Source organism: Rhizobium sp. HT1-10 (genome assembly GCF_049472505.1).
Taxonomy (GTDB): domain Bacteria; phylum Pseudomonadota; class Alphaproteobacteria; order Rhizobiales; family Rhizobiaceae; genus Rhizobium.
In genome coordinates, this window is the sequence record NZ_JBCEBQ010000001.1 from 781597 (window position 1) to 801487 (window position 19891).

Annotated in this window: 26 protein-coding genes and 1 tRNA gene; 11 read left to right on the top strand and 16 right to left on the bottom strand. The window is 61.7% G+C overall.

All coding sequences use genetic code 11. The annotated features are described in order from the left end of the window. Position 1: 1 nt before the first annotated feature. Together VH564_RS03895 and VH564_RS03900 are read right to left on the bottom strand one after the other, a co-directional pair. Positions 2–550 (bottom strand): GNAT family N-acetyltransferase, encoded by a 549-nt coding sequence (locus tag VH564_RS03895; RefSeq protein ID WP_423338483.1) that lies wholly within the window; start codon positions 548–550, stop codon positions 2–4. After that, a complete protein-coding gene (locus VH564_RS03900) occupies positions 547–1050 on the bottom strand; it encodes a cupin domain-containing protein (protein WP_423338484.1) in 504 nt (167 codons plus the stop codon). Before VH564_RS03900 ends, VH564_RS03895 begins: the two co-directional genes overlap by 4 nt. Positions 1051–1233: 183 nt before the next feature. Between VH564_RS03900 and ribH the strand changes: the two genes are divergently transcribed. From ribH to VH564_RS03915, 3 genes are all read left to right on the top strand, one after another. Beyond that, positions 1234–1689 (top strand): 6,7-dimethyl-8-ribityllumazine synthase, encoded by a 456-nt coding sequence (ribH, locus tag VH564_RS03905; RefSeq protein ID WP_423338485.1) that lies wholly within the window; start codon positions 1234–1236, stop codon positions 1687–1689. A gap of 3 nt (positions 1690–1692) precedes the next feature. Next, complete coding sequence (nusB, locus tag VH564_RS03910) at positions 1693–2175, top strand: transcription antitermination factor NusB (RefSeq protein ID WP_423338486.1); 483 nt, start codon at positions 1693–1695, stop codon at positions 2173–2175. 298 nt (positions 2176–2473) lie between these two features. Further along, complete coding sequence (locus VH564_RS03915; RefSeq protein ID WP_423338487.1) at positions 2474–4618, top strand: sodium-translocating pyrophosphatase; 2145 nt, start codon at positions 2474–2476, stop codon at positions 4616–4618. A gap of 54 nt (positions 4619–4672) precedes the next feature. On the opposite strand, the gene VH564_RS03920 is transcribed toward VH564_RS03915, so the two are convergent. Then, a complete protein-coding gene (locus tag VH564_RS03920) occupies positions 4673–5182 on the bottom strand; it encodes an outer membrane protein assembly factor BamE (RefSeq protein ID WP_423338488.1) in 510 nt (169 codons plus the stop codon). Between the two features lie 211 nt (positions 5183–5393). Here VH564_RS03920 and VH564_RS03925 point away from each other — a divergent pair, with 211 nt between their 5' ends. From VH564_RS03925 to VH564_RS03950, 6 genes are all read left to right on the top strand, one after another. Further along, positions 5394–5987 carry a ubiquinol-cytochrome C chaperone family protein gene (locus VH564_RS03925; protein WP_423338489.1) on the top strand — a complete coding sequence of 198 codons (594 nt, stop codon included), beginning with the start codon at positions 5394–5396 and terminating at the stop codon, positions 5985–5987. Positions 5988–5996: 9 nt separating this feature from the next. After that, positions 5997–6557 carry a YceD family protein gene (locus VH564_RS03930; RefSeq protein ID WP_423338490.1) on the top strand — a complete coding sequence of 187 codons (561 nt, stop codon included), beginning with the start codon at positions 5997–5999 and terminating at the stop codon, positions 6555–6557. Between the two features lie 103 nt (positions 6558–6660). Further along, complete coding sequence (plsX, locus tag VH564_RS03935; RefSeq protein WP_423338491.1) at positions 6661–7722, top strand: phosphate acyltransferase PlsX; 1062 nt, start codon at positions 6661–6663, stop codon at positions 7720–7722. Positions 7723–7727: 5 nt separating this feature from the next. Beyond that, on the top strand, positions 7728–8699 hold the full coding sequence (locus VH564_RS03940) for a beta-ketoacyl-ACP synthase III (protein WP_423338492.1): 972 nt from the start codon (positions 7728–7730) through the stop codon (positions 8697–8699). A gap of 102 nt (positions 8700–8801) precedes the next feature. Further along, positions 8802–9140 (top strand): integration host factor subunit alpha, encoded by a 339-nt coding sequence (locus VH564_RS03945; protein WP_423338493.1) that lies wholly within the window; start codon positions 8802–8804, stop codon positions 9138–9140. Between the two features lie 166 nt (positions 9141–9306). Further along, the gene (locus tag VH564_RS03950; RefSeq protein ID WP_423338740.1) at positions 9307–9849 is read left to right on the top strand and encodes a MerR family transcriptional regulator; all 543 of its coding nucleotides are present in this window, start codon (positions 9307–9309) and stop codon (positions 9847–9849) included. A gap of 8 nt (positions 9850–9857) precedes the next feature. Here the strand turns inward: VH564_RS03950 and VH564_RS03955 are convergent, their stop codons facing one another. Continuing rightward, positions 9858–10220: a response regulator gene (locus tag VH564_RS03955; protein WP_423338494.1), complete on the bottom strand. Its 363-nt coding sequence runs from the start codon at positions 10218–10220 to the stop codon at positions 9858–9860. 267 nt (positions 10221–10487) lie between these two features. Beyond that, complete coding sequence (locus VH564_RS03960; RefSeq protein WP_423338495.1) at positions 10488–10676, bottom strand: hypothetical protein; 189 nt, start codon at positions 10674–10676, stop codon at positions 10488–10490. Between the two features lie 120 nt (positions 10677–10796). Between VH564_RS03960 and VH564_RS03965 the strand changes: the two genes are divergently transcribed. Continuing rightward, positions 10797–11255 (top strand): YbaK/EbsC family protein, encoded by a 459-nt coding sequence (locus VH564_RS03965; protein WP_423338496.1) that lies wholly within the window; start codon positions 10797–10799, stop codon positions 11253–11255. Positions 11256–11270: 15 nt separating this feature from the next. On the opposite strand, the gene VH564_RS03970 is transcribed toward VH564_RS03965, so the two are convergent. The 3 genes from VH564_RS03970 to VH564_RS03980 form a co-directional block, all read right to left on the bottom strand. Beyond that, a complete protein-coding gene (locus tag VH564_RS03970; protein ID WP_423338497.1) occupies positions 11271–11525 on the bottom strand; it encodes a hypothetical protein in 255 nt (84 codons plus the stop codon). Positions 11526–11632: 107 nt separating this feature from the next. Continuing rightward, entirely contained in the window at positions 11633–11845 is a 213-nt protein-coding gene (locus VH564_RS03975) for a hypothetical protein (RefSeq protein ID WP_423338498.1), read from the bottom strand. 86 nt (positions 11846–11931) lie between these two features. Further along, positions 11932–12216 carry a GCG_CRPN prefix-to-repeats domain-containing protein gene (locus VH564_RS03980; protein WP_423338499.1) on the bottom strand — a complete coding sequence of 95 codons (285 nt, stop codon included), beginning with the start codon at positions 12214–12216 and terminating at the stop codon, positions 11932–11934. 222 nt (positions 12217–12438) lie between these two features. Between VH564_RS03980 and VH564_RS03985 the strand changes: the two genes are divergently transcribed. Beyond that, positions 12439–12515 (top strand) — tRNA-Pro (locus VH564_RS03985). Positions 12516–12636: 121 nt separating this feature from the next. Here the strand turns inward: VH564_RS03985 and VH564_RS03990 are convergent. The 8 genes from VH564_RS03990 to VH564_RS04025 form a co-directional block, all read right to left on the bottom strand. Then, positions 12637–13593 carry a quinone oxidoreductase family protein gene (locus VH564_RS03990; RefSeq protein ID WP_423338500.1) on the bottom strand — a complete coding sequence of 319 codons (957 nt, stop codon included), beginning with the start codon at positions 13591–13593 and terminating at the stop codon, positions 12637–12639. Positions 13594–13743: 150 nt separating this feature from the next. Then, positions 13744–13977, bottom strand: a complete 234-nt coding sequence (locus tag VH564_RS03995; protein ID WP_423338501.1) for a DUF982 domain-containing protein — start codon at positions 13975–13977, stop codon at positions 13744–13746. 154 nt (positions 13978–14131) lie between these two features. Next, positions 14132–14281, bottom strand: coding sequence for a hypothetical protein (locus VH564_RS04000; RefSeq protein ID WP_423338502.1), 150 nt, complete (start codon positions 14279–14281; stop codon positions 14132–14134). A gap of 72 nt (positions 14282–14353) precedes the next feature. Further along, positions 14354–14644 (bottom strand): helix-turn-helix domain-containing protein, encoded by a 291-nt coding sequence (locus tag VH564_RS04005; RefSeq protein ID WP_423338503.1) that lies wholly within the window; start codon positions 14642–14644, stop codon positions 14354–14356. Continuing rightward, complete coding sequence (locus VH564_RS04010) at positions 14641–15843, bottom strand: glycosyltransferase family 4 protein (RefSeq protein ID WP_423338504.1); 1203 nt, start codon at positions 15841–15843, stop codon at positions 14641–14643. Before VH564_RS04010 ends, VH564_RS04005 begins: the two co-directional genes overlap by 4 nt. Continuing rightward, positions 15840–17099: an O-antigen ligase family protein gene (locus VH564_RS04015; RefSeq protein ID WP_423338505.1), complete on the bottom strand. Its 1260-nt coding sequence runs from the start codon at positions 17097–17099 to the stop codon at positions 15840–15842. Before VH564_RS04015 ends, VH564_RS04010 begins: the two co-directional genes overlap by 4 nt. Positions 17100–17103: 4 nt before the next feature. Continuing rightward, the gene (locus VH564_RS04020; RefSeq protein ID WP_423338506.1) at positions 17104–18666 is read right to left on the bottom strand and encodes an undecaprenyl-phosphate glucose phosphotransferase; all 1563 of its coding nucleotides are present in this window, start codon (positions 18664–18666) and stop codon (positions 17104–17106) included. 72 nt (positions 18667–18738) lie between these two features. Next, positions 18739–19890 (bottom strand): glycosyltransferase family 4 protein, encoded by a 1152-nt coding sequence (locus tag VH564_RS04025; RefSeq protein WP_423338507.1) that lies wholly within the window; start codon positions 19888–19890, stop codon positions 18739–18741. Position 19891 lies beyond the last annotated feature (1 nt).

The following is a 19891-nucleotide window of genomic DNA, read 5'->3' on the forward strand; positions in this document are numbered from 1 at the left end:
TTCAGCCGCGGGCAGGGCGCTCGAGCAGCATGACTTCCGAATTGAGGTAGATCGTTTTCATCACCGCCTCGAACCCGAGCCTCGCCGCCACGCGCAGCGATGCCAGGTGCTCGGTGGCAATGATGCAGGTCATCCTTCGGTCCGGAAAATGCAGTTCGCCCCAGCCGATCATCGCCGCCAGGGCCTCCGTGGCATAGCCCTTGCCCTGGGCGGACGGGCTCAGCACCCAGCCCGTTTCCAGCGTCCCCTCGATCGACGGCGTCATCGCCCGGCGGCCTTCGAGGAACCCTGCCTCGCCGATGAAGGTGCCACTCAGCCGCTCCTCCATAGCCCAGAAACCGAAGCCGAGCATGTGCCAGCTGCCGCTGTAGCGCAGCAGCCGTCCCCAGCTCTGTTCGCGCGTCGACGGGACGCCGCCGATGAACCGCACGACCTCGGGATCGGCCCAGAGGGCCGCACAGGCCTCGAAGTCGGCGACGCGATGCGGACGCAGGATCAGGCGCTCGGTTATAACAGTCGGGATGGCGTCGGCCGGCGCTTGTCCGCTCACGCGCCGGGCTCCCCGCTCCAGTAATCGACGGCGCTGTCCTCCCGTCCGACAAAGCTGAAGCGCTTGACCATTTCAGCGCCGACCCGCGTCTTGGCCATGAACTTCCCGGAATCCGGATATTCGCAGATCTCCGTCTTCGCCATCGTCGACAGGGCGACATAGACGAGCGGCGCGTCGCCGGTGTTGATCAACTGGTGCGCCGTCTCCGGCCCGCCTGCGGGTGCGCCGAGGACATCCCCGGCCTTGACCTTCATGCGGCGATCGCCGAAGCGGTAGTCGCCACTGCCCGACAGGATGATGAAGGCCTCGTCCTCGACATGGTGGTTGTGGAACGGGCAGCCGGATTTTCCGGGTTGCACGATATTGTAGCTGAGGCCCAGCTGGCTGAGCCCGATCATGGCGCCGAACGATACGTCGCTGCCGCCGAAAAATTCTCCCTGCTGCCAGTCGTCGCGCTGCAGCGCGTCGAGGCTGACGACAACCCTGTCTCTGTCTGTCATCGGTCACTCCCTTGCTGCGGCCAGCCTAGCCGACCCCGACGGAGGCGGGAAGTCCTGTTCTGCGGCCTTGTGAAGGCCGCAATTGGCCGACCACGACCGAAAAACACTTGCCAACGGCGATACGGCATGGTTTGACGCCCGCCATATCAGGCGTTCGCGCCAACTCCCAGATCCAGGTGTCGTATGTCCAGTTCATCCAATGCGCATATTCTGATTATCGAAGCCCGCTTCTATGACGATATGGCCGATGCGCTTCTCGACGGGGCCAAGACAGCGCTCGAAGAAGCCGGTGCGACCTACGACATCATCACCGTCCCCGGTGCCCTCGAAATCCCGGCGACGATCGCCATGGCCCTCGATGGCGCCGACAATGGCGGCACGGTCTATGACGGCTTCGTTGCCCTCGGCATGGTCATCCGCGGCGAAACCTATCATTTCGACATCGTTTCCAACGAATCCTCCCGCGCGCTGATGGATCTGTCCGTCAGCGAGTCGCTGGCCATCGGCAATGGCATCCTGACGGTCGAGAATGACGAGCAGGCCTGGAGCCGCGCCCGTCGCAGCGACAAGGACAAGGGTGGCTTTGCCGCCCGCGCTGCGCTGACGATGATATCAGTCAAGCAAAAGCTGGGTGCCTGAGCGATGAGCAACGAGGAAACCGAACGCCCGGTCAAGACTGCCAACCAGCGGGGCGCGGCCCGTCTGGCTGCCGTGCAGGCGCTTTACCAGATGGATATCGGCGGCAGCGGCGTGCTTGAAGTCGTGGCTGAATACGAGACCCATCGCCTTGGCCAGGAAGTCGACGGCGAAACCTACCTGAAGGCCGACGCCGCCTGGTTCCGCTCGATCGTCTCGGGCGTGGTGCGCGAGCAAACGCATCTAGACCCCTTGATCGGCCAGGCCCTGCAGGACGACTGGGCCCTGTCGCGCCTCGACAGCACCGTCCGCGCCATTCTTCGCGCCGGCACCTTCGAGATCGTCGATCGCAAGGACGTGCCGGTCGCGGTTATCGTCACCGAATATGTCGAAATCGCCCAGGCCTTCTTCAGCGACGATGAGCCGAAGCTCGTCAACGCCGTGCTCGACCGCATCGCCAAGCAGGTGCGTGTCGAAACGAAGAAATAGGCAAGACTGAGTCGGGCGGATTATCGTCGTCCGCCCATCGACAACACCAGTACGCGACCTCTTTTTCGCTTCCAGCAATGCCGAATGAGCTACGACGGCAGCATCTTTGGCCTTCTTTCCCTTTCCGACCATAGTTTTGAGCCGACGGGTCTTTTTGCCTGCCGGCTGTCTTGACGCCGCCTTGTCCCACACGCAATCTCGCCTTCCGCAGAGGCCGCCACCCTTGGAGGAGGATGGCCGCCGATGTCGTTTCTGGCCGGGGGGAGACAAGCGCCGGCTTTTTGGGAGGAAAGATCGTATGCTTATACTGTTTGGCGTCGTCGTCTGCGGCGCGCTGTCTCTACTCTATGCGGCCTGGGCCACGCGGTCGGTGCTCTCGGCCGACCAGGGCAATGCCCGCATGCAGGAAATCGCCGGCTATATCCGCGAAGGCGCGCAGGCCTATCTGACGCGCCAGTATAAAACCATTGCCATCGTCGGCCTCGTTGTCTTCTTCGCCGCCTGGTGGCTGCTGTCGGCGGAGGCTGCCATCGGCTTCCTGATCGGCGCGGTGCTCTCGGGCGCTGCCGGTTTCATCGGCATGCATGTCTCGGTGCGCGCCAATGTCCGCACGGCCCAGGCCTCGTCCGTCAGCCTGTCGGCGGGTCTCGATATCGCCTTCAAGTCCGGCGCCATCACCGGCATGCTGGTGGCCGGTCTCGCGCTGCTCGGCGTCTCCGTCTATTACGGCGTCCTCACCGGCATCCTCGGTCATGACCCAGGCTCGCGCGACGTCGTCGATGCGCTGGTGGCATTGGGCTTCGGCGCCTCGCTGATCTCGATCTTCGCCCGCCTCGGCGGCGGTATCTTCACCAAGGGCGCCGATGTCGGCGGTGATCTGGTCGGCAAGGTCGAGGCCGGTATTCCGGAGGACGACCCGCGCAATCCGGCGACGATTGCCGATAACGTCGGCGACAACGTCGGCGATTGCGCCGGCATGGCGGCCGACCTGTTCGAAACCTACGCCGTCTCCGTCGTCGCCACCATGGTGCTGGCCTCGATCTTCTTTGCCGGCACCGCCATCCTGCCGGTGGCCATGGTCTATCCGCTGGCAATCTGCGGTACCTGCATCATCACATCGATCATCGGTACGTTTTTCGTCAAGCTCGGACCGAACGGTTCGATCATGGGTGCGCTCTACAAGGGGCTGGTCGCGACCGGCCTTCTGTCGATCGTCGGGCTGGCGGTCGCAACTTCGGTGACCATCGGCTGGGGCTCGATTGGCGCCGTCGGCGGCGTCGATGTCACCGGGCTCAACCTGTTCTACTGCGGCCTGGTCGGCCTGCTGGTGACCGCTCTGATCGTCGTCATCACCGAATACTACACGGCGACCGGTAAGCGCCCGGTTGTCTCGATCGCCCAAGCGTCGGTTACCGGCCACGGCACGAATGTCATCCAGGGTTTGGCTGTCTCGCTCGAATCGACGGCGCTGCCGGCCATTGTAATCATCGGTGGCATCCTGGCCACCTACCAACTCGGTGGCCTGTTCGGCACCGGGATCGCGGTGACCGCAATGCTCGGGCTTGCCGGCATGATCGTCGCGCTCGACGCCTTCGGGCCGGTGACAGACAACGCCGGCGGCATCGCCGAGATGGCCCACCTGCCGCCGGAAGTGCGCAAATCGACCGATGCGCTCGATGCGGTCGGCAACACCACCAAGGCGGTCACCAAGGGCTATGCGATCGGCTCCGCCGGTCTCGGCGCGCTGGTGCTGTTTGCTGCCTATTCCAACGACCTGAAATATTTTGCCGCGCACGGCGATCTGTTTCCCTACTTCGCCAACATGGAGGCCATATCCTTCGACCTCGCCAATCCCTACGTTGTCGCAGGCCTGCTGTTCGGCGGGCTGATTCCCTACCTGTTCGGCGGTATCGCCATGACAGCGGTCGGTCGGGCGGCGGGTGCCATTGTCGAGGAGGTCCGCCGGCAGTTCCGCGACAAGCCGGGCATCATGCTGGGCACCGAACGGCCGGACTATGGCCGCGCAGTCGACATCCTGACCAAAGCGGCGATCCGCGAAATGATCGTTCCCTCGCTGCTGCCGGTACTTGCGCCGATTGTCGTCTATTTCGGGGTGCTGCTGATATCGGGCTCCAAGGCCTCGGCCTTCGCGGCGCTGGGTGCGTCGCTGCTCGGCGTCATCATCAACGGCCTTTTCGTCGCCATCTCGATGACCTCGGGCGGTGGCGCCTGGGACAATGCCAAGAAATCGTTCGAGGATGGTTTCGTCGACAAGGACGGCGTGCGGCACATGAAGGGCTCGGATGCCCATATGGCCTCGGTGACCGGCGATACCGTCGGCGATCCCTACAAGGATACGGCGGGCCCGGCGGTCAATCCGGCGATCAAGATCACCAACATCGTCGCACTGCTGCTGCTCGCGGTTCTCGCCCGCTCGGCCTGACAAGCAAAAACCCGCGATGCCAGCGCATCGCGGGTTTCAACGATCGAGATCCGGTTATTGGCCCGGATTGACGGTGTTCAGCAGGTTCTTGGCGCCGTTTGCACCTGTGCCGCTGCCCATGAGGACCTGTTGCAGGAAGGTCATGTCCCTGCCGCCTGTCGGGGTCGTGCGCGAGATCATGTCGAACGGCTTGCCATCCTTGAGGGCGTAGTTGGCGCGCTGCTTGACCACGCCATCCTTGTCGAAATAGATCGCCAGGATCGACTGGTCGACCAGCTTCGGCTTCATGAAGGCGGCCGAGCGCGTCCGCTTTTGGGAAATGTAGTAGAAGACCTCGCCGTCGAAGGTGGCCGTCGTCGAGGGCGTTCCCAGCGACAACAGCACCTGCTCGCGGCTGGAGCCGACCGGCACCAGATCCAGCGATTGCTGGTCGAAGATATAGCCGCCGTTCATGACGTCGCCGGTCTGGCAGCCCGTGAGCCCTGCGGTTGCAATCAGCAGGGCGATGGTTGCGCCCTTCATGAATGTTCTGTCCGACTTGAAATCCCGTCGCGTCAACGACATCTCCCTATATATCCGATCCCGTGGCTCACCGCCCGGAACACTTGCTGCGCACATCATTATGGCGTTTCCGCGATATGCGGAAAGCCGGCGATGATCGAACGGCGTTGTGTCGACTGTCGCCGCGGATGGGCTGGACAGCTCGGGTGGTTCCCGCAGGGGCACCAACGGCATTGCAATTCGCGCCTGCTTCGGTAAACCAGCTTCTTGACGGATGCAACACGGCCCAACGCGAAGCAGCGCGCCGAACGAGCCAATTCTGGGAATTTTGATGATCTTCGGGCTCTTTGGCAAAAAGAATCACAATCGGACGATCGTCGAGCGGCAATATGCGGCGCTCACCACTGCGGCGAGGCAGCCGGGTTTCTACGATGGGCTCGACGTGCCGGATACGGTGATGGGCCGCTTCGAGATGCTGTCAATTGTGATGATCCTTTTCTTTCGCCGGACGCGTTCGTCGCCGACGAGCGGCCAGGAAATTGCTCAAGAGATTGTCGATGCATTCTTCCAGGATATCGACTATTCGATCCGCGAACTTGGCATCGGCGATACCGGTGTGCCCAAGCGGATGAAGAAATTGGCCGGCATGTTTTATGGGCGCCTCGAATCCTACGCAGCCGCGATGGATGCTGGCGACCGCGAGGCACTGGCACAGGCGCTACGCCGCAATATATACCCAGAACCGCGTGACGAACCGCCAAGCATGCTGGGACTTGCCGACTGGATGATGTCGGCGGAGACCCATTTGTCCGGCGTGTCGGGCGCACAGATTGCCACCGGCTCGGCATCGCTGCCGGTACCGGCATAGGAAACTGAGATGAAGAACAAGACCGCAACCCCCGACAACCCGTTCTCCTACAATGTGAAGGTCGGCCATATCTCCCTCAATCCCGTCGAGGTGCGTCTCGAGGCCGACGAGGCCGAACGCCTTGGCCTTGGCACCCTGTGGAACGTCGTCTCCGTCGGCGAACTGAAGGCCGAGCTGAAGATTTCGCGCTGGAAGCGGGACGGCGTCCGGGTGAGGGGCACGGTCAAGGCCACGATCGTCCAGGAGTGCGTGATCTCGCTCGATCCCGTCGATACCGTCATCGACGAGGAGTTCGACCAGCTGTTCGTGCCTGAAGGTTCGAAGCTGGCGCGTATCCCCATCCAGCCTTCGGGCGAGATGGTGCTCGACCCCGAGGGCCAGGACCTGCCGGAGACCTTCGTCGGAGATGTCATCGACGCCGGCTCGATCGTCACCGAGTTCGCCGCGATGGGCATCGACCCCTATCCGCGCAAGCCGGGACTGGACTTCGAAGACCATATTGAGGACACCGCCGACAATGACGTCAAACCGTCAGCTTTTGCTGCTTTAAAGGACTGGAAGAAGGAATAGGCTTCCACAGCCTGTTCGGCACAATTCAGTTGTAAGGCAAATGAAAAACGGTATTTTGGCCGAAATTTCGCCAGTTGCGGCGGAAAAGAAGGATCAAGCAGGCGTGATCAGAATTTCTCTCGACCTTATGGGTGGCGACTTCGGGCCCGAAGTCGTTGTCCCCGGTGCTGCCAAAGCGCTGGAAAGGCACCCGGAAATCTCCTTCCTGCTGTATGGCCGGAAGGATGTGTGCCAGCCGCTGATCGACAGGTTTCCCAAGCTGAAGGCGAAATCCGTCTTTTACGACTGCGAAGTCGCCGTCGCCATGGACGAGAAGCCGAGCCAGGCGCTGCGTCGCGGCCGCAATGTATCGAGCATGTGGCGCTCGATCGAGGCGGTCAAGCTCGGCGAAGCCGATGTCATCGTCTCGGCCGGCAACACCGGCGCGCTAATGGCGATGTCCAAGTTCTGTCTGCGGACGATGGCCAATATCGAGCGCCCGGCCATTGCAGCAATATGGCCGACCCTGCGCGGCGAAAGCATCGTGCTCGATGTCGGAGCGACCATCGGCGCCGATTCGCAGCAGCTTCTCGATTTCGCATTGATGGGCGGCGCCATGGCCCGCGCCCTGTTCGAGGTCGAGCGGCCGACGGTCGGTCTGCTCAATGTCGGCGTCGAAGAAATGAAGGGCCAGGAAGAGGTCAAGGATGCCGGTCGCCTGATCCGGGAAGCCGATCTCGAATCGCTCGAATATTTCGGTTTTGTCGAAGGTGACGACATCGGCAAGGGAACCGTCGACGTCGTCGTCACCGAGGGATTCTCCGGCAACATCGCACTGAAGACGGCCGAAGGTACCGCCAAACAGATTGCCGGCTACCTGCGTGCGGCGATGAATCGGACGTTGATGGCCCGCATCGGCTATCTCTTCGCCAAGGGTGCCTTCGACATGCTGCGCGAGAAGCTCGACCCGAGCAAGGTCAATGGCGGCGTCTTTCTCGGCCTCAACGGCATCGTCATCAAGAGCCATGGCGGTGCCACGGCCGAGGCCTTCGCGGCCGCCATCGATGTCGGCTACGACATGGCCAAAAACGGCCTCACTCAGAAAATAGAAAACGATCTTAAGAGATACCATGCCAGACGTCTGCCGCCGATCGGGCCGGAAGCTGTCATGAGCGACGAGGTATAAGCAGCATGATCCGTTCAGTAGTCCGCGGCTTCGGGGCAGCGCTTCCGAAGCGCGTGATGACCAATCGCGAAATGGAAACCGTTGTCGACACGTCCGACGACTGGATCGTCCAGCGCACCGGCATCCGTCAGCGCTATATCGCCGGTGATGGCGAGACGACGGCGTCGCTTGGCGAAGCCGCGGCGCGTGCAGCCCTCGATAACGCCGGCCTGACGGTCGCCGACATCGATCTCATCATTCTGGCGACGTCCACGCCGGATAACACCTTCCCGGCAACTGCGGTGAACATCCAGAACCGTCTTGGCATGCATCACGGCTTTGCCTTCGACCTTCAGGCGGTCTGCAGCGGCTTCGTCTACGCCGTCACGACCGCTGATGCCTATATCCGCGGTGGCCTTGCCAAGCGCGTGCTGGTCATCGGCGCCGAGACCTTCTCGCGCATCCTCGACTGGAACGACCGTACCACCTGCGTGCTGTTCGGCGATGGCGCAGGTGCGCTGATCCTGGAAGCAGGCGAGGGCGAGGGGACCGTTGCCGACCGCGGCGTTCTGACTGCCAGCCTGCGCTCCGATGGCGCCCACAAGGACAAGCTGTTCGTCGACGGTGGCCCGTCGTCGACCGGATCCGTCGGCAAGCTGCGCATGGAGGGCCGCGAGGTCTTCAAATATGCCGTCGGCATGATCACCGATGTCATCGTCGCCGCATTCGAGGCGACCGGCACCACCGCCGACGACCTCGACTGGCTCGTGCCGCACCAGGCCAACCGGCGCATCATCGACGGCTCGGCAAAGAAGCTCGGCATCCCACCCGAGAAGGTTGTCATCACCGTCGATCTGCATGGCAACACATCCGCCGCTTCCATTCCGCTGGCGCTTGCGACGGCTGCCGGTGACGGCCGGATAAAGAAGGGCGACCTGGTTATGCTGGAAGCCATGGGTGGCGGTTTCACCTGGGGCGCGGTGTTGCTGCGCTGGTAGCGCTTAAACCCAAATTCCGATTCCGAACAAGAGCTTGACCGCTCGGCGCAAGGACAATAGTCTCTCGCGGCGACCACAATTCTAACAGATGGGCGGGGAACCATGACCGGCAAGACAGTCACACGGGCAGACTTGGCAGAGTCGGTGTTCCGGAAGGTCGGCCTGTCCCGCACCGAATCCGCGGAATTGGTGGAAACGGTGATCGACGAGATCTGCAACGCAATCGTGCGTGGCGAAATCGTCAAGCTTTCCTCCTTTGCGACTTTTCAGGTCCGCGACAAGAACGAGCGCATCGGCCGCAACCCGAAGACCGGCGAAGAAGTGCCGATCTCGCCGCGCCGGGTCATGACCTTCAAGGCCTCGAACGTTCTGAAGACTCGCATCCTCAAAGCTCATACCAGCCGCAAGACCAAGGCAAAGCCAACCGCACCGGTTGCCTGAGCCCTTCTGCGCGCGCGGGCTTGTCGACCGGCTCTCACTCCAACCTTATTTTTGTCGAAACGATTATGGTAGCTGTGTAACAGCTGCATAAGGCACTTGAAATGCGCCTCGCAAACCTTTGAAATATAGCGAGTCGCTATATATGGATATTTTTGGTGTGCAGGAGATGACGATGGACAAGAGCCCTGATGCCTTCCGCACCATCAGTGAAGTCGCGGACGATCTCGACCTGCCCCAGCATGTGTTGCGCTTTTGGGAAACCCGCTTTCTGCAGATCAAGCCGATGAAGCGCGGCGGCGGTCGGCGCTATTACCGGCCGGAAGACGTCGACCTGCTGAAGGGCATCCGCCACCTTCTCTACGACCATGGTTATACGATCAAGGGCGTGCAGAAGCTGCTGAAGACGAACGGCAACAAGTTCGTCATCGCCGTTGGCAGCGGAGACCTTGCCAGCGTCGAGGCGCTGGCCGCCGCGGTACAGGAGCCGGCGCCTTCGGAACCCCGCGTCAGCAACCCCGACGAAGATCAGATCGTCGGTCGCGCCAAGACGCCGACCAGCCGACGGTTCTTCAATTTCGGTGGCGGCGAGGAGGGGGCCTTGGACATCTCGGTCGGTGGCTCATCGATCGGGAAGGAGGACCGCGCCTTGTTGCAGGAAGCGCTCTACGATCTCTTGGAATGCAAGCGGTTGCTAGACCAGGTGCGGTAAGACCGGCGTCAGCGTGAGTTTTCGAGGCTGGCTAGCGCCGCTTCGAGCTGATGCAGCTGGTAGGGCTTGTTCAGCACATGCCGACCGCTATCCTCCATACCCTCGGGTAGCGAGCCATAACCGGTGGCAAAAATATAGGGCGTGTTCTTGCCGTCCAGCAGGCGCGCCACCGGCAGCGAACTATGTCCAGCCAGCGACACATCGAGGATACCAGCATCGAAGCCGCCCGCCTCTGCCATGGCGAGAGCGCTCTCTACACTCGCCGCAGTCCCTGTCACCGTGCAGCCCAACTCCGACAGCATGTCTTCCAACAACATGGCGATCAGGGCATCATCTTCGACGACAAGAATCTTGAGATTTGCAAGCTGCATATGTAACTCTCCCGGCCAACAGGTGCTTATTCGAATTGAATGGCCAGCTGTCAATGTACGGTACCGTACAGAGTGCTGCTGCCGGCGTTTTTTATCGCAGGCAGTTGCCGGAACAGGTGTTGAGCGCCAGGATCAGGATCCATCTGAGATAACGAAACTTAGTGGGAGGATGGGATGGGCGCCACCTTATGGATGATGACGCCTGATCGGTTACTGGGAAGATCTCGCACCCAGAATGGGACGAAAGCGAACTGTCTGAGAACCCTTCTAGCGGAAGACCGGTGGGCGCTGGGCGTTCATCAGCAGTTCGTGTTGCAGGGCAAAAGGTCCAAGCAGTTTCAACAGCTTGTCTTCCTCCGCCTTGTCAAGCCGGTAGCGGCGGGCAAATTCAGACACGCTCCAGACGCGCATGCTGGCTGAATTTTCGATGGTCTTGCTGTCGATATAGGTACTCATGGGTCCGCTCCTGCCTTGGTCCAAAAAACTAACGCCGATGGAACGCCAAGGTTCCGTGCGCCGGAAAATTGTGTTTGGATGCGGACTTGAAAGGCTCAGCCGCCTATGGCAAGCGGGACCATGACCATCGATACCGTGAAATCTTTCTTCTCCGCCAGGGCGCCCGACATCTCGGTCATCGAGACTACGGAGAGCTCGGCGACCGTTGGCATGGCAGCGGCCGCCCATGGATGTCTCCCCGAGCAGATCGCCAAAACCATCTGCCTGCGCGTTGGCGACGTTGTCCTCCTCGTCGTCATGAGCGGCACTGCCCGGTTGGACAATCGCAAGAGCCGCGACACCTTCGGCGGCAAGCCGAGAATGCTGGCAGGCGACGAGGTCGTCGCCCTAACGGGACATCCGGTCGGCGGCGTCTGCCCTTTCGGGCTGGCAACGCCTCTGCCGGTCTATTGCGATGTCTCTCTACGCAGCTTCGATGAAGTCATCCCCGCCGCTGGCGGGATCAATGCCGCAGTGCGCATCGCCCCGCAGCGAATGGCCGAGCTGGTTGGGGCCGAGTGGGTCGATGTCTGCCAATAAGGCTGTCGGCAGAGCCTAGTTCCAGAAGCGCGAACGCCGAGCCGGCTGCGCGCTGTGGCCGAATGCATAGCCTACGGCGAACGCCAAGGCGCTGACAGTCAGCAGCAGCGTCGTTGCCGTGTGGGGGTGATCTGCTGCGGCGGCGGACACCGCGCTCGCCTCGTTCCTCAGGCCTTCAACAGCACTTCTTGCCATTTCGGTTGCGCTGCCCGTCTTTTCGACGGGGGTACCGGTGAAGCCGGCCTGCAGGTCCTTGTCGTCTGTCGCCATGGTTACTCTCCTGTTTGAGAGACCAAAACCCTTTGGACGCCATTGGGTTCCCAAGATGGTCTTTTAAGGGAAGGCCCGCCCGCCTTGAGGCGGGCAGGCTACGACGTTTAGCGGCAGATGCGGGTCTTGCGAACAACCAGCTGGCCGTGATGGCGGACCTTGGTGACCTTCACGGTGCAATGACGGCGCGGCGGATGGTGCCAGCCGCGATGCATCGGACGCTCGTGCGTCGTGACCGTCACGGTTTCAGCGTAGGAAACAGGCGCGAAGGAGACGACGGAAGTGACCGCGATCGCTGCGGCAATGATAAGATTTTTCATGGGGTTTCCTCAGTTTATGAACAGCGGACGAGAACGTGGCAGAAGCGACTTCGTTCCCGCCCGCGAGACGATATATCGTTCAGATATCAGTAGCCGTCATAGTAGCGATGATGGCGACGCCACTGGCGTTCACCCCAGTAGGGCGGGGGTGGCGGGCGATGCCAGCCGTAGTAGCGCTCCGGCGGTGGCGGGCGGCGCCAGTTGGGACGGCAATCCCCCCACGGCGTCTGGTGATAGCCGCGGCCGCAGACGTAGTCGACTTGGATGACAGATGTGGGCGTGGTGGTAATGGATACCGCAGGCATTGCGTTGGCGGCGGTAGAGACAAATCCACCGATCAGAATTGCAGAGGCAACAATCAGTTTTTTCATCGGCGTTACTCCTATTGGACGCCCTTATTTAGCGACCGCAGTGCTGAACGGCCGATGAACCGATGTTGGCCATTTCCGGGCATATTTTAGGCATTTTCTGACCACGCTGCGGAGTAAACAGCGGAGGTTTCTACGAAAGAGGCTTTTTCGTCCGGCAGGCGTGATTTTCCTCTTGCGCTCCGAAAGTCGAAAGACTAATCAAACCAGGCCTTTTAGGCGGGTCGGGGCGTAGCGCAGCCCGGTAGCGCACTTGACTGGGGGTCAAGGGGTCGCAGGTTCAAATCCTGTCGCCCCGACCAATTATCTCCTTGATATCCCTGGTTTATCTGATTTCATACCTAGCGATTGGCGCGCCGCCGTCGAGGCGGAACGCACGGGTAACAGCTGTCACCCGTGCGCTTGCAGTTCAGGAAGCCTGCCTCAGACCGTCATGATGACGCGTCCGATGCGGCCGCGCTCTTCCGCGCGCCGGTGGGCGGCGTTGGCTTGCGAGAGCGGGAAAGTGGCATCGATCGGCAGGCGGATGCCGCCATCTCGAGCCATCGGGAACAGCGCCTCCACGAGCTTGCGAGGCTCGGGATCGCGCATGGCGGCGCCCAGCAGGCAGCCGATAACGGTATGGCGATGCTTGAGGAGTTGCCCGGCATCTATCATCGTGCTGCTACCGCCGAAGACGCCGATCAGCACCGCCTTTCCACCGTCCTTGAGTACTTTGAGAGCATCGATCAGCGCATCGCCGCCGATATTGTCGATGATCAGGTCGACGCCTTCGCCGTCAAGCAACGCGCGAACCTGTTCGCTCGCCGGCTTATCGGCAGTCACGATCGCATCCGATAGGCCGAAGCCCTTGAGCTTCTCCAGGCTTTCCGGCTTGGTTCCGGTGCCGATCACCCGCGCGCCAGCCTTGGCGGCAAGCTGCACCGCGGCCAATCCGACGCCGCCACTCGCCCCGAGAACAAGAACGGTCTGTCCGGCTTCGAGAGCGCCGAGATGAAGCGCATATGCGGCGGTGCCGGGGCCGACGATGATGGTTGAGGCCAGGGCGATGTCGAGACCATCGGGAACTTTGAAGCAGTGCGCTGCCGGCACCGCCGTCAGTTCGGCGTGCGACCCCTTCCAGGCAAAAGTGGCGACGCGCTCGCCGACCGAAAGCCCGTCTACGCCTTCGCCGAGCGCAGCAATGGTGCCTGCCGCGGCATAGCCGACCACCTCGTTTTCACCCTGGCGGGTGAGGCGGCGGTTGACGAGATCGCCACCTTCGATGCTGATCGCCTCGACACGCACCAGAACCTCGCCCGCAGCAGGTACGGGATCGCGGACGTCGCCGTAGTGCAGGACATCGGGGCCGCCGGGTTCGCTGTAGATTGCTGCTTTCACCACATTCTCCTTTTCGTTCGGACCGGTCGCCAATGTGGCGCCGGTCGCGGCTGAAGTAGTGTGGTGTTCGTCGCTTGCAAGGAATTTGCTGCGAAGGAACCTGTTTGTCGTGGGCGCTATCGGTCTTCGAGGTGAAACGGAAAAAAGAACTCAGACCAGCAGGCCCGCCGTTTCGGCAGCTCTTCGAAAGGAGAGATTCGCTGTCTGCGGGCTGCGAAGGCCGTCGAGAGCATCGAGGCAATGACGCAAGGCGGTGCGGTACTCTGCACCCTTGGATGCCGGCCATCTCTTGAGGAACTCGATCGCGTCCCATACCGTGCTGATGGTCAGGCTGGTTCTGATCGAGCGGACGCGGATCGGCGTGGAAAAATACTTGTCGCTCACGATGCCATCTTCATTCAATTAACCCGGCATCGGCGCTGGTCGGCACGGCCGGCATGTATCGAAACTCTTTCGTTTTATAGATCTGAGTCGTGCAATCCGTATGACGGAAGGTGAAGGCCGGGCGATTGTCGAGCAAGCGACCGGCCTTGCCCGTCTAGTTCTGCTCGACGGAAACGCCGTTCTTACCGATCGTAAGTTCGACGCCGTCAGGCTTCTGTTTTTCGTGATAGACGTAGGCGCCAAGCGCGATAACGGCGACGATCAGTGCGCCGATGATGAGATAAAGACCATTGCTGCGATTCACGAATTCCCCCTGGCGTAATGCGGGGTGTGAAACGCCTGATGGTCACTTTTGTTCCGGAGGCGATCGAAAATTTTAATCGTCGTTGGTGGCGTTGAGATTTTCGGGTCGCGTGCCTTCTTCGCCGTGGGTCTGTTTCAGCCTGACGCCGGCGCCGCCGCCCTCTTGGCTACCGCTGTCGATGAACTGGATGCCCCGGCTTTCGAGGGCTGCGCGCAATGCCAGCAGCGCATCCCCTCCAACCGTTTCCGTTCCGGCTTCGATGGCCTCGATCCGAGCGGTATCGAGCGCCGTGGCATCGGCCAGCTGCTGAAGGGTGAGGCCTGCCATGGCCCGGGCGGCGCGGATTTGCTGTGCTGTAATCATGCCCTTAATTCTAGGGCATCCGCCGGCGTTCTCAAGAGCGACGGAAGCTTATGGCCCAGCAAATCGAAGTAGATTTCTTCTGTCTCGTCGGCCATGCCCGACAGTGTGTAGCGGTTGCGGCGGCGATGGGCCTCCGCGGCGTAGGTTGCGAGGGTCTCCGGCTCGCCGGCGGCAAGCATGGCCGCCGTCAGTTCAGAGGGATCATCGCTATTGGCGATTTTTAGGCCGTTGCGGCCATGTTCCAGCACGGTGCTCACGCCGCCGACATCCGTCAGGATCAACGGCTTGCCGCCCGATGCAGCCTCGAGCATGACGTAGGACATCGCCTCGTAGCGGCTCGGCATGACGACGATGTCGAAGGCGTCGATGGCAACGGGGCCGGGGATGCTGCTGTCGAGATGGGCACGGTGGGAAAGGCCTGCGTCGGCGATCCTCTGGCGCACCGCCTGTTCCAGTTCGCCGCTGCCGATCATCAGCAATCTTGCATTCGGCTGGCGCGCTGCCACGCCGATGAAGGCGTCGACCAGCCGCTCGGGGGCCTTCTGCGCCGAGAGGCGACCGACGAAGCCGTAGAGAACGTCGTGCTCGCCGATCCCGAAACGCGCGCGGATCGCCTCCCGCTCGCCCACCGGCGGACGGGCAACACCGTTATAGACGACCCGCAGCCTGCGCTTGGGGATGCCGATGGAAACGGCGTGATCGTATTCGTCCCGCGACACGCAGATCAGCGAATTTGAAAAAAAGGTGCCGAGCACGCGCTCGATGGTGCCGAATGCCAGACGTTGCTTTGGCCTGAGCGTGGGGTCCATGGTGCGGAAGGCATGCGGCGTATAGATAACCGGCGTACGGGCTCCGGGCACCCGTAGCCGCGCCAGCGCGCCGGCCTTGGAACTATGGCCGTGGATGAGGTCGAAGGGGCCGTGCTTGGCGATGATCCGGCGGATCTCCAGCCAGGCGGTGAGGTCGGCCGGCCCCAGCGCCCGCTTCATGCCGACCGAGTGGACGGCATCGAGGCCCATGCCCTCCAGTTCCGCTACAAATGCCGGCTCGGCGCGCAGCGGCGAGTAGATCGCCGTCACCGAATGGCCGCGATGCTGCATCGCCCGGCAGAGGTCGAGAAAGTGCCGTCCCGAGCCGCCGCCGCTGGGCTCGAGGATTTGCAGCATCGACAGGCGCTTGGTCGTGACGTTGACGTTCATGTCGCTGGCTCTCCCCGGGCAAGGCGACGCTGGTGGCGCGCTTCGAGCGCACCGCAGCCCCAAACGATGCCGATCAGCATGTAGAGGTGGCGCCAGTGATCGGTGTCGATGACGTTGCCGATGCCGACATGGCCGAGCACGACGATCCAGGCGATCATCAGGAATGGCTGCCAGGGCCGTTCCTTCAGCACGTTCTTGAAGCCGATATAGATCGTCCAGCAGATCATGCTGACCCAGCAGAAGAAGCCGATCCAGCCATAGGTGGTCAGCGTCTTCAGCCAGATGTTATGTTCGTCCTCCCGAAACATCGTCGCGAATACCAGCGGTCCGATGCCGAGCGGCCGCTGCATCGACAGCAGGAAGCCGATCCGGTGGCGCTCGAAGCGGCCGAGATGGCCGCCGTCGTATTCCTGCACCAGTTGCGTGCGGGTCGAGAACAGGTCGCTCACCTGATGGAACTGCAGTGCCACGAGAAGGGCAGCGCCAAGCAGCAGGATGGCGGTCAGCGTCATCACCAGGATGCGCAGGCGGAAGGTGTTGCTGCGATGCTTTAGCAGCATGAAGAAGACCAGCGCGATCGAGGAAAAGCCGAACAGGCCCCAGGCGGCGCGCGAAAACGACAGGAAGATGCCGAGAGCCAGGATCGTCAAGCCGATCGCCTTCAGCGGCGCCTTCTTCAGATCGCCGATGATGACGCCATGCATGAGGTAAAGGGTCGGCGCAACCAGATAGGGGCCGAAGACGTTCGGATCCTGGAATGCGCCCATGGCGCGGTCATAGCGCGTGAACATGGCGGCGCCGGGAAAGGCATGGAAATAGCCGAGGATCCCGAGCGACGCTGTGATGATCGCCGCGATCGTCCAGGTCTTGAACATCAGCTTCAGGACATTGGCATTGGACTCGATGATGGCGGCATAGAAGACGGCGCTGAGGGCGAGGAAGGTCGAGACAGCGACATAGATCGGCGCATCCATCTCGGCGCTGCCAAGATCGCGCATCTGCGTCATCGACAGCAGGCCACCGATGTTGAAGGTCAGGAACAGCACCAGCAGCGGGGCGACGTTGCGCGAGATGCGCAGGCCGAGCATGAACCAGAGCCCGATCAGCATCGCCACCCACAGCTCGTAGGGCGCGGGCTCGGCAAACACGAAGCCCGACAGAAACACGCCGAAGGCAACGCAGCCCGTGCCGATCAGCCGCAGGGCAACGATTTGGGGCTGGGCGACCTGGTATGGGGGGGAGGCGAAGGTGCTCATCGGCTCAATACGCGTTTTCGGTGTCGAGCAGGCGGATCGGCGTCAGGAACAGGATCTTCAGATCGAACAGCAGCGACCAGTTCTCTATGTAATAGAGGTCGTAGGCCGTGCGGAACTTGATCTTGTCGTCATTGTCGATCTCCCCGCGCCAGCCGTTGATCTGCGCCCAGCCGGTTACGCCGGGCTTGACGCGGTGACGGGCGAAATAACCCTCGACGACATCGCCATAGACGCGGTTGTGGCTGGCGGCGGCCACCGCATGGGGCCGAGGTCCCACCAGCGACAGCGTGCCCACCAGCACGTTGAACAGCTGCGGCAATTCGTCGATCGACGTCTTGCGGATGAAGCGACCGACCTTGGTGACGCGCGGGTCGCCCTTGGTGACGGCATTGCGTGCGGTCGGGTCGCTCATCTCGGTGTACATCGAGCGGAATTTGAAGACATTGATGATCTCGTTGTTGAAGCCATGGCGCTTCTGCATGAAGAACACAGGGCCTTTCGAGTTCACCTTGATGGCGATGGCCGTTGCAACCATCACCGGCCACAGCAGCGCCAGAGCGAGTACGCTGAAGAACAGATCGAAGACCCGCTTGGCAACCGAGTCCCAGTCGCGGATCGGTTTGTTGAAGATGTCGAGCATCGGTACCGCGCCGACATGGGAGTAGGCGCGCGGACGGAATCGCAGCTTGTTGGAATGGGCCGCGAGGCGGATATCGACCGGCAGGATCCACAATTTCTTCAGCAGCTGGAGGATCCTGTCCTCCGCCGCCATCGGCAGGGCGATGATCAGCATGTCGATGCGGGTGAGACGGGCAAATTCGACGAGTTCGGCGACCGTGCCGAGCTTCGGATAGCCGGCAACCATGACAGGCGAGCGCCTTTCGCCGCGATCGTCGAAGATGCCGCAGATTCGAATGTCGTTGTCGACCTGATGCTCGAGGGCGCGGATCAGTTCCTTGGCGGGCTGCCCCCCGCCGACGATGACGGCGCGCCGTTCCATGATCCCGTTGCGGGCCCAGCGGCGGATCCCCCAGGCAAACAGCAAACGCTCCACGAACAGAAAGACAAGCCCGGTGAGGCACCAGAACATGACCAGCCGGGGCGGGCACACAGGCAGGCTCTTCAGCGCGATGAAGATCAGCGGCAGCATCACGAAGGGTGCAGCCCAGCCAAGCACGATCCGCCGCATATGGCGGCTTGGCGCCCTCAGCATCGGGATTTGGTAGGTATCGAAAATATGCAGCGACAGGATATTGGCAATCGCGACGAGGATCACGATTGGGACCTGGATGAAAGGCTGCTCTGTCGGACTGCCGATCCGCAGGTAAAGCAGCGTCATTCCCAGTGTCAGCAACGACAGGAACTCGAACAGCATGAACTGGCCGATGATGATAGACGGCGTATGGTTGCCTTCTCGAAACTGTTCAGCGATCTGACGGGCGAAAGGGTTGAGCTTTCCGACGGTCTCGTGGTCGACGGGTTCGTCGCTGCTGCGGGCTCGGATCTCCGATACGCGCTTGCGTATGTTTTCGAGGTCGAATTCATTCGGCTTCTCGATGTTCGTCATGGCGTGCGATCCGTCTCATCAGAGACGTCAAGCTCTATCGAAAGGCCCCTAAAGATCGCTTAGTAAGATAGGTTAAATTTTAGCAACCGCCCGGCGATCGAGTATTTCGCGGTACAATTTCAGCACATCGCCGGCCATGACGGGTGCGGAGAAGGTTTTGTGTATCGTTTCGATACCGGGCATGACACGCTCGCGCCAGTTGTGTTCCAGTATCGAGGCAGCCATGATGCGCGCAAGGTCCGCCGCGTCTCCGGGCCTGGCAAGAGCCTCGCTGGTCGGCCCCAGCACTTCCGGGATGCCGCCGACATTGGCGGCGATGACGCCCTTGCTTGCCGCCAGCGCCTCGAGAACGATGTAGGGCAGCGATTCCGCCCTTGAGGGCACGACGATGGTGCGCGACATCGAGAGGGCGTCTTCGATGCGCATGGCCGGCAGGATGCCGATCCGTCGGGCGAGGCCGGCTTCGTCGATCGCGCTGCGGTACTTGTCGCGGTCCGGCCCATCGCCGATTAGCAGCGCCGATAAAGGCCGGCCGACAAGCTTTTCGGTTCGCGCCACTGCCTCTATAAAGAGATCGGGACCCTTGAGGTCCCGAAGCATGCCGATATAGACGAAGGCGACACCATCCGAGCGGGTCGGCACACTTCTGAAGTCCCGCTCGTTAATGCCGTTGTAGATCAGCCTCGACAACTTAGTCGGTCTGCCGACCTTGCTTTGATAGGCCTGTCTTTCGAAGTCGCAGATGAAGATCAGCGCGTCGGTGAAGTGCTCAAGCAGCCGTTCCATCTTCAGGACGAAGCTGCCACCCAGCGTCGAGCGCGAGAAGTGCAGGCTACCGCCGTGGGCGGTGTAGACGCGGGCAACGCAATACTTGTCCGCCCGCAACAATGAGCCGATGACGCGTGTCAGCATGCCGCCCTTGGCGCCATGTCCGTGCAGCACGTCCGGCCGCAAACTCTTGATGGTCCTGTAGCCCCGCCAGACCGTCGGAATATCCTCAAGGCTAATGGCCCGATGGATGGGTATCCGCGTCAGGCCGAGCGACAGGAACGGCTTGATATCCTCGAACAAAGCATCTTCATGCGCCCCGCCAGTCAGGCTGTCGCAGACGATGCCGACATGATGGCCGGCCCGGCTGTGTTGCTCGGCCAAATCGCGCACATGCCTGAAGATCCCGCCGATGGGCGACCGGAAGCAATGGATGATGCGCAAAGGCTCTGCCACC

What these genes read in the sequence shown, in the direction of transcription:
- VH564_RS03955 (WP_423338494.1), bottom strand. Translation starts at nt 10,220, where the DNA reads ATGCAGCTTGCAAATCTCAAGATTCTTGTCGTCGAAGATGATGCCCTG.
- VH564_RS03940 (WP_423338492.1), top strand. Translation starts at nt 7,728, where the DNA reads ATGATCCGTTCAGTAGTCCGCGGCTTCGGGGCAGCGCTTCCGAAGCGC.
- VH564_RS03980 (WP_423338499.1), bottom strand. Translation starts at nt 12,216, where the DNA reads ATGAAAAAACTGATTGTTGCCTCTGCAATTCTGATCGGTGGATTTGTC.
- nusB (WP_423338486.1), top strand. Translation starts at nt 1,693, where the DNA reads ATGAGCAACGAGGAAACCGAACGCCCGGTCAAGACTGCCAACCAGCGG.
- VH564_RS04005 (WP_423338503.1), bottom strand. Translation starts at nt 14,644, where the DNA reads ATGATTACAGCACAGCAAATCCGCGCCGCCCGGGCCATGGCAGGCCTC.
- VH564_RS04015 (WP_423338505.1), bottom strand. Translation starts at nt 17,099, where the DNA reads ATGAGCACCTTCGCCTCCCCCCCATACCAGGTCGCCCAGCCCCAAATC.
- VH564_RS03930 (WP_423338490.1), top strand. Translation starts at nt 5,997, where the DNA reads ATGAAGAACAAGACCGCAACCCCCGACAACCCGTTCTCCTACAATGTG.
- VH564_RS03965 (WP_423338496.1), top strand. Translation starts at nt 10,797, where the DNA reads ATGACCATCGATACCGTGAAATCTTTCTTCTCCGCCAGGGCGCCCGAC.
- VH564_RS04010 (WP_423338504.1), bottom strand. Translation starts at nt 15,843, where the DNA reads ATGAACGTCAACGTCACGACCAAGCGCCTGTCGATGCTGCAAATCCTC.
- VH564_RS03900 (WP_423338484.1), bottom strand. Translation starts at nt 1,050, where the DNA reads ATGACAGACAGAGACAGGGTTGTCGTCAGCCTCGACGCGCTGCAGCGC.
- VH564_RS03945 (WP_423338493.1), top strand. Translation starts at nt 8,802, where the DNA reads ATGACCGGCAAGACAGTCACACGGGCAGACTTGGCAGAGTCGGTGTTC.
- VH564_RS03925 (WP_423338489.1), top strand. Translation starts at nt 5,394, where the DNA reads ATGCAACACGGCCCAACGCGAAGCAGCGCGCCGAACGAGCCAATTCTG.
- VH564_RS04020 (WP_423338506.1), bottom strand. Translation starts at nt 18,666, where the DNA reads ATGACGAACATCGAGAAGCCGAATGAATTCGACCTCGAAAACATACGC.
- VH564_RS03950 (WP_423338740.1), top strand. Translation starts at nt 9,307, where the DNA reads ATGACGATGGACAAGAGCCCTGATGCCTTCCGCACCATCAGTGAAGTC.
- VH564_RS03970 (WP_423338497.1), bottom strand. Translation starts at nt 11,525, where the DNA reads ATGGCGACAGACGACAAGGACCTGCAGGCCGGCTTCACCGGTACCCCC.
- VH564_RS03975 (WP_423338498.1), bottom strand. Translation starts at nt 11,845, where the DNA reads ATGAAAAATCTTATCATTGCCGCAGCGATCGCGGTCACTTCCGTCGTC.
- ribH (WP_423338485.1), top strand. Translation starts at nt 1,234, where the DNA reads ATGTCCAGTTCATCCAATGCGCATATTCTGATTATCGAAGCCCGCTTC.
- VH564_RS03915 (WP_423338487.1), top strand. Translation starts at nt 2,474, where the DNA reads ATGCTTATACTGTTTGGCGTCGTCGTCTGCGGCGCGCTGTCTCTACTC.
- VH564_RS03920 (WP_423338488.1), bottom strand. Translation starts at nt 5,182, where the DNA reads ATGTCGTTGACGCGACGGGATTTCAAGTCGGACAGAACATTCATGAAG.
- VH564_RS03960 (WP_423338495.1), bottom strand. Translation starts at nt 10,676, where the DNA reads ATGAGTACCTATATCGACAGCAAGACCATCGAAAATTCAGCCAGCATG.